The following is a 267-nucleotide window of genomic DNA, read 5'->3' as shown; positions in this document are numbered from 1 at the left end:
GGGCAGTGACCACCAGCGGCGGATGGTGCGAGAACCGCAGATCAAACTCGCGCCACGCCCGCGCGATATAGCTGCCCACCGAGGCATACATGAAGCCGGTAAACAGCGGTACACCACCGATGCGCAGCAATGACGCCTCTGGATAGATCCATGAGCCGACGGCTGTCTTGAACACCTCCATGCCCGTGCCGGCCACGTGGAACATCAGGATCACCTTGGCTTCATCCCACGTTTCCAGCTTCAGCCAAAGCAGGGCGATCTGAATGA

Annotated in this window: 1 protein-coding gene; it reads right to left on the bottom strand. The window is 59.9% G+C overall.

The genetic code is table 11. The features are described 5' to 3' along the window. Positions 1–267 (bottom strand): DUF817 family protein (locus ACVA6Q_RS24705; RefSeq protein ID WP_446649229.1); only part of this gene is annotated, 267 nt, incomplete at both ends.

The organism is Vibrio sp. DNB22_10_4, assembly GCF_052879755.1.
This window is presented reverse-complemented; position numbering and strand designations above follow the sequence as displayed.